Origin of the sequence: Streptomyces sp. NPDC001634, assembly GCF_040298185.1 — a bacterium.
In the GTDB taxonomy this organism is placed as follows: Bacteria; Actinomycetota; Actinomycetes; order Streptomycetales; family Streptomycetaceae; genus Streptomyces.
Window position 1 is genome coordinate 22,616 of sequence record NZ_JBEOZU010000106.1, and the last position, 6,257, is coordinate 28,872.

The following is a 6,257-nucleotide window of genomic DNA, read 5'->3' on the forward strand; positions in this document are numbered from 1 at the left end:
GTTGAGCGTGTTCGAGCAGATGCACGCATACTTATCAGACCACTCCGCCGCCGGAACACCCTTCGACCGTACGTTTCCCTGCCTTTTGGTCCTAGTGGTCCGACCACCTTGGTGATTAGACTCCGATGCACCCAGTGACTGGAGGAGCGGCGTGGAGGAGACAGCCCCCTACAAGGGCACCGTGACGCAGCGCGCCATCGAACAGATCAAGGCGATGATCGCCGAGGGCCGGCTGGAGCCGGGCCAGCGCCTGCCGACGGAGCGCGATCTGGCCGCCCAGCTGGGCATCTCCCGCAGCTCGATGCGGGAGGCGATCCGCGCGCTCACGGTCCTCGGCGTACTGGAGGCCCGGCACGGCTCGGGCATCTACGTCACGCAACTGGAGGCCGGGGACCTCCTGGAGACCTTCGGCGTGGTGGCGGACCTCTCACGGGGACCGCGCCTGGTCGAGTTGCTGGAAGTCCGCCGCATCCTGGAGTCGACGGCGACCGCACTCGCGGCGGCCCGCATCACGGACGACCAGCTCGCCGAGGTGGAGAAACATCTGACGGCGATGAACGCGACGGACGACCCGGAGGAGATCCTCGCCCACGACCTCGCCTTCCACCGCGAGATCGCGGCCGCCGCGGGCAACGAGACGATGGCGGCGATCCTGGAGGGCCTCTCCTCCCGCACATTCCGCGCCCGTGTCTGGCGCGGCTACCAGGAGGAGGGCGCCTTCGCCCGCACCCGCCGCGAACACGCGGCGATCCACCGCGCGCTGGTCGCGCACGACCCGGAGGCGGCACGAGCGGCAGCGGCCGCGCATGTGGGGGAGGTGGAGGAGTGGCTGCGGTCCCAGCTCAGACCCTAGGCGGGCGCATTGGGCCGCTCCCCCGCCGGGTCCCTGTCAGTCGCTGATCAGGCTCGCTCGAGCCGCAGCGTCACCAGTTCGAACGGGCGCAGTCGCAGCGTGATCCGGTTGCCCTCGTGGTCCGGGATCGCTGCGTCGCCGAGCGGGCGCTCCAGCAGGTCCGTCGGCGTCACGGCAGCGACCTCGAAGTCCGCCGTCAGCGTGGCCCTCGTACGGCCGCCGCGGGACTCGTGGAAGCGTGCGATCACATCGCCGCTGCCGTCGTCGGCCAGTTTGACCGCGGTCAGTACGACCGCGTCCTCCGCCACGGTCACCAGCGGCGTCACCTCGTGGGCGCCGGTCAGCCGACGCTCCGGCAGGTTGATGCGCCAGCCCTCGCGCACCGCGTCCCCGATCGTGGCTCCGGGCACCAGTGCGTGCCGGAAGCGGTGTACGCCCTGGTCGGTCTCCGGGTCCGGGAATCGCGGGGCGCGCAGGAGGGACACGCGGACCGTCGTGGTCGTACCCGCATCCGTCTTCCGTACCGTCCGCGTCACATCGTGGCCGTACGTCGAATCGTTGACCACGGCCACACCCCAGCCGGGCTCCTCGACATGGACGAAGCGGTGGTTGCACGCCTCGAACTTCGCTGCCTCCCATGACGTGTTCGTGTGTGTCGGCCGGTAGAAATGTCCGAACTGTGTCTCGGACGCATACCGTTCGGCGTGCAGGTCCAGGGGGAACGCCAGCTTCAGGAACTTCTCCGTCTCGTGCCAGTCGACCTCGGTGTCGATCTCCAGTCGCCGCTCCCCGGGCGCAAGCGACAGCACCTGGGTCACCTGCGACGCGCTGAAGCTTCGTACGATCCGCACCGACGCGCCGTCCTCACCAGGCACGATCTCCCGGACGTCCAGCAGGTCGGTGACCGTGTTGCGGTAGAACTCGTCCACGTCCCACGCGTCCCACATATTCGGGAAGTCAGGGTGCAGCTGGAGCAGGTTCGCGGCGTGTCCGGGTGCGATCGTCTCGCGGTCGGCCTCGATGTCGTACGAGGAGACGACCAGTCCCCGCGCGTCGATCTCCACCCTCAGCAGATCGTTGGTCAGCACGAAGCCGCCGTCCGCCCGCTGTACGAGCGACACCTCGCCCGATCCGGCCGGTGTGCCTGCACCGCCCGCCGGCACTCCGCAGCGGGCGTGCGGCGCCGCGTTGAACACCAGCGGCACGGCCCCTTCCCCGGCGAGCGCCCGCTGCGCCGCCTCGATGATCCCGGTCAGCTCACCGCCGATGCGCTCGTATGTCGCCCGTGCCTCCCGGTGCACCCAGGCGATCGACGAGCCGGGCAGGATGTCGTGGAACTGGTGCAGCAGCACCGTCTTCCAGATGCGGTCCAAATCCTGGTACGGGTACGGGAATCCGGTGCGTACGGCCGCCGTGGCCGCCCACAGTTCCGCCTCCCGCAGGAGGTGCTCGCTGCGGCGGTTGCCCTGCTTGGTCTTCGCCTGGCTCGTCAGCGTGGCGCGGTGCAGTTCCAGGTACAGCTCGCCCACCCAGACCGGCGGGTGGGGGTATTCCGCCTCCGCCTTCTTGAAGAACTCCTCCGGTGTTTCCCACACCACCGTCGCCGAGCCTTCGAGATCGCGCAGCCGCGCCGCCTTCGCGACCATCTCCCGCGTGGTGCCGCCGCCTCCGTCGCCCCAGCCGGTCGGCGCGAGCGAGTGCCTCGCCACCCCCTTATCCTTGAAGTTCCGTGCCGCGTGGGCGATTTCGCTGCCCTTCATCGAGCAGTTGTAGGTGTCGACGGGCGGGAAGTGGGTGAAGATCCGCGTGCCGTCGATGCCCTCCCACAGGAAGGTGTGGTGCGGGAACTTGTTGGTCCGCGACCACGAGATCTTCTGCGTCAGCAGCCACTTGGATCCCGCCGCCTTGATGATCTGCGGCAGCCCGGCGGCGAAGCCGAACGTGTCGGGCAGCCACGCCTCGTCGTTCTCGATGCCGAACTCGTCGAGGAAGAACCGCTTCCCGTGCACGAACTGACGGGCCATCGCCTCCGAGCCCGGCATATTGGTGTCCGACTCCACCCACATGCCGCCCGCCGGAACGAACCGGCCCTCCGCCACCGTCTTCTTCACGCGCGCCCACACCTCGGGCCGGTGCTCCTTCACCCACGCCCACTGCTGCGCCTGCGACATGGCGAAGACGAACTCGGGCTCGTCCTCGATGAGCGCGGTCATGTTGGACGTCGTACGGGCCACCTTGCGCACCGTCTCGCGCAACGGCCACAGCCACGCCGAGTCGATGTGCGCATGCCCGACAGCGCTGATGCGGTGGGCTGAGGGGGCCGCGGGCGACGCCAGCACTTCGGTCAGCTGCGAACGAGCCTGTTCGGCCGATCCGCCCACGTCCTGCAGATCGACCGCGTCCAGCGCCCGCTCCACCGCACGCAGGATCTCCCAGCGCCGCGCCGACTCCACCGGAAGCTCGGCCATCAGCTCACCGAGCACCTCAAGGTCCAGGACGAGCTGCCATACGGTCTCGTCGAAGACAGCAAGATCCATGCGTGCAAGCCGGTACTGCGGCTCGCCGCCCGCCGTCTCCCGGTCGCCAAGCTGTGTGGGCCGGAAGGGGCGGTAGTCGAGGATGACCGGGTTCGAGGCCGCCTCGATGCGCAGGTCGACGCTCTCGCCACCCTCGACGTGCGAGCCGATGCGCACCCACTGGTTGCGCGGGTTCAGCCCCTTCACCGGGGTACCGTCGGGACGGTGGACGAGGCCCTCGCACTGGAATCCGGGCATGTTCTCGTCGAAGCCGAGGTCCAGCAAGGCCTCCACGGTCCGACCGGCCCAGGCCTCGGGCACGGTCCCGGTCACCCGGAACCAGCTGGTGCCCCACGGGGCGCCCCAGCGCGTGCCCACCCCGATCGGTTCGACCGGGGCGGCCAGGCCCTCGGCGACCGGCACCGGCTCGCCGGGCGCGTGCCACACCGCCACATCCAGCGGTACGGACTCGGGGTACACAGCGGGGCGGATGCGCTCGTCGAGGACGCGCTTGAGGCGGGCTTCGACCAGGGTGCGGTCGTCATGCATGGGGCGCTCCGTGGGGTGTGGGTGCGGGGTGCCGGGTGTTACCAGCTGTGCGAGGTCGTGGCGGGAGCCGCGACGTTGTAGAGCTCCCCGACCGCGCGCAGTTCGAACCGTGCGGAGCTCTCGTCCGGCTCGGCGGAGAGACCGCCGACGTAGTACGCCGACTGACAGGTGCCGCCGAGGAAGCGCCGCGTGCCGTCGGGCAGGATCCGGTGCAGCTCGGAGTGCCGTACGGGGCCGGGGGCGGCCTGCCAGGCGAAACGCAGGCTGCCGCCGTCGGCGTCCGTGATGCGCAGGTCGGTGCGGGCGGCGGGGGTGGTCGCAGCGTCCCGGACCGCGAGCCCGCCGAGGCGCCGGCGCACTGTGCCGCCGCTGCCAGACGCACGGCCGGCGTGCGGATCGTGCCGCGCACTGTGCAGGTACCGGTGCCGCGGCTGATCGAGCGGGCGAGCACCGGGGTCGCGCTCGCCGCCGAGCGTACGGGCCCGAGGGGGGCGGCGAGCGACCCGCCCCGGTGAAGTGGGCCTCAGCGAAAGGCGGCGATGTTGCGTCGGGCCCAGTCGGCGAAGGTGCGGGGCGCCCGGCCGAGCACGTGCTCGATGTCGGGGCTGATGCGCTGTTCGGCGGGGGTGGGAACGCCGAGGATGGTGAGCGTGGTCTCGACGACGGGTTCGGGCATGAAAGCCAGCATCTCCGCCCGGGCCTCGTCGCGGGTCTGCTCGATGAACCGGATCGGTTCGCCGAGCGCGTCGCCGATCGCCTCGGCGCGCTGCCGGGGCGTGGTGAGCGCGGGTCCGGTCAACTCGTAGATCCGTCCCGTGTGTCCGTTCCCGCGCAGCGCCGCCGCGGCGACGTCGGCGATGTCGGCCGGGTCGACGGTCGGCAGGCCGACGTCGCCGAACGGTGCTGCGACGGTCCGCCGGGTGCGCACCGACTCGGCCCAGGCATAGGCGTTGGAGTCGAAGCCACCGGGGCGCAGAATCGTCCAGTCCAGGCCCGACTGCCGCACGCTGTCCTCGATGACACGTCCCGTGCCGCCGTGGGAGTCCGACTCGGACCGGGTCACCACGCCCTGGGAGGACAGCAGCACGACCCGTTCGATGCCGGAGTTCTTGGCGACGTCCAGGATGTCCTGGGGGTTGAGCAGGTGCGCGGCGGCGCCGCCGTTCTGCAGGAACAGCGCTTCGGCGTCGGCGAACACGGGCCGAAGGCTCTCCGGGTCGGTCAGGTCCGCCCGCCGCTGCCGGACGCCGTCCGGCACGTCCGCGTCCGAGATGCTCCGGGCCGTGGCAGTCACCGGCTGACCGGCCGCCACGAGGGCCCCTACGAGCGCCCGGCCCACATTGCCGGTCGCCCCCGTCACTACGAACATGAGTAACTCCCTTGTTTTTCAACACTGTTGGGGAGCCCCGGGCGGAGCGTGAACCCCTGCGGGCCCTGCTCCCCCGGCGACGGGACGACGCTAACATCGCTCGTATAGTAGGTACCTAGAGGAAAGTGGCTACCCCGAAGGGATGCCGATGGCTGCCGACACCACCTGGACGACGTCCGCGAGCGACCCGGAACTCGCCTGCCCGATCAGCCCGGTTGTGGACATCGTGTTCAGCCGCTGGACCACACCGATCCTGTGGACCCTGCACGCCCACGGCCGCCAGCGCTTCGTCGAACTGGAACGGCGGATCACCAAGATCACGCCGAAGGTGCTGACCCAGCGGCTGAGACAACTGGAACGCGACGGCCTGATCGTGCGCACCTACCACCCGGAAGTGCCGCCTCGGGTCGAGTACGAGATCAGCGAACTGGGCCGCAGCCTCGCCCCCCTCTTCGCGCACCTCGCCGAATGGGCCGCCGACAACCTCGACAAGGTCGAGCGGTCCCGGAACGACTACGACGCACAATCGGCCGGGTGACACGCCGCCGGAGAATCCGGCCCGGGTGACCGGGACGGACCGTGCGGCCATCAGGCCGCCGAAAAAGGCAACGGCGGAAAGACAAAGACGAAAAAGACAAAGGCAAGGAGGTTACCCACTCCTTGCCACTCTCAACTTATAGCGCACTGGGGGGCTTGCGGCAAGGCCCCCGTCGTACCGCAGAATCGTCCGCCGAGGCCAGAACCTGCGGAAACGGGGGATTCACGAAGTGCGTGTGTTGTTGTCGACGTATGGGTCGCGCGGGGACGTCGAACCGGTGGTGGGACTCGCGGTGGCGTTGCGGGCACTCGGCGCGGAGGCGCGGGTGTGCGCGCCGCCGGACGAGGAGTTCACGCAGCGGTTGGCCGGTGTCGGTGTGCCGCTGGTGCCGGTCGGCCGGTCGGCGCGCGCGCTGACGACCGCGGCGACGCC

General features: G+C 70.1%; 5 protein-coding genes and 1 pseudogene. 3 read left to right on the forward strand and 3 right to left on the reverse strand.

Annotated features, from left to right (window positions below; all coding sequences use genetic code 11):
* The first annotated feature begins 151 nt into the window (after positions 1 to 151).
* Positions 152 to 853: a FadR/GntR family transcriptional regulator gene (locus ABT186_RS41390; RefSeq protein WP_351225112.1), complete on the forward strand. Its 702-nt coding sequence runs from the start codon at positions 152 to 154 to the stop codon at positions 851 to 853.
* Positions 854 to 900: 47 nt separating this feature from the next.
* Here the strand turns inward: ABT186_RS41390 and ABT186_RS41395 are convergent, their stop codons facing one another.
* The 3 genes from ABT186_RS41395 to ABT186_RS41405 form a co-directional block, all read right to left on the reverse strand.
* Positions 901 to 3,918 (reverse strand): alpha-mannosidase, encoded by a 3,018-nt coding sequence (locus ABT186_RS41395; protein ID WP_351929503.1) that lies wholly within the window; start codon positions 3,916 to 3,918, stop codon positions 901 to 903.
* A gap of 38 nt (positions 3,919 to 3,956) precedes the next feature.
* A complete protein-coding gene (locus ABT186_RS41400; RefSeq protein ID WP_351929505.1) occupies positions 3,957 to 4,277 on the reverse strand; it encodes a hypothetical protein in 321 nt (106 codons plus the stop codon).
* 164 nt (positions 4,278 to 4,441) lie between these two features.
* Positions 4,442 to 5,287 (reverse strand): NAD(P)H-binding protein, encoded by an 846-nt coding sequence (locus tag ABT186_RS41405; protein WP_351929507.1) that lies wholly within the window; start codon positions 5,285 to 5,287, stop codon positions 4,442 to 4,444.
* A 142-nt stretch (positions 5,288 to 5,429) separates the two neighbouring features.
* Here ABT186_RS41405 and ABT186_RS41410 point away from each other — a divergent pair, with 142 nt between their 5' ends.
* Positions 5,430 to 5,825, forward strand: coding sequence for a winged helix-turn-helix transcriptional regulator (locus ABT186_RS41410; RefSeq protein ID WP_502973489.1), 396 nt, complete (start codon positions 5,430 to 5,432; stop codon positions 5,823 to 5,825).
* Positions 5,826 to 6,054: 229 nt separating this feature from the next.
* Positions 6,055 to 6,257, forward strand: a pseudogene (locus ABT186_RS41415) (glycosyltransferase); the annotation flags it as partial.

Bases quoted from the DNA above. Each gene is read 5' to 3' on its own strand.
- ABT186_RS41410 (WP_502973489.1), top strand. From the start codon at position 5,430: ATGCCGATGGCTGCCGACACCACCTGGACGACGTCCGCGAGCGACCCG.
- ABT186_RS41405 (WP_351929507.1), bottom strand. From the start codon at position 5,287: ATGTTCGTAGTGACGGGGGCGACCGGCAATGTGGGCCGGGCGCTCGTA.
- ABT186_RS41395 (WP_351929503.1), bottom strand. From the start codon at position 3,918: ATGCATGACGACCGCACCCTGGTCGAAGCCCGCCTCAAGCGCGTCCTC.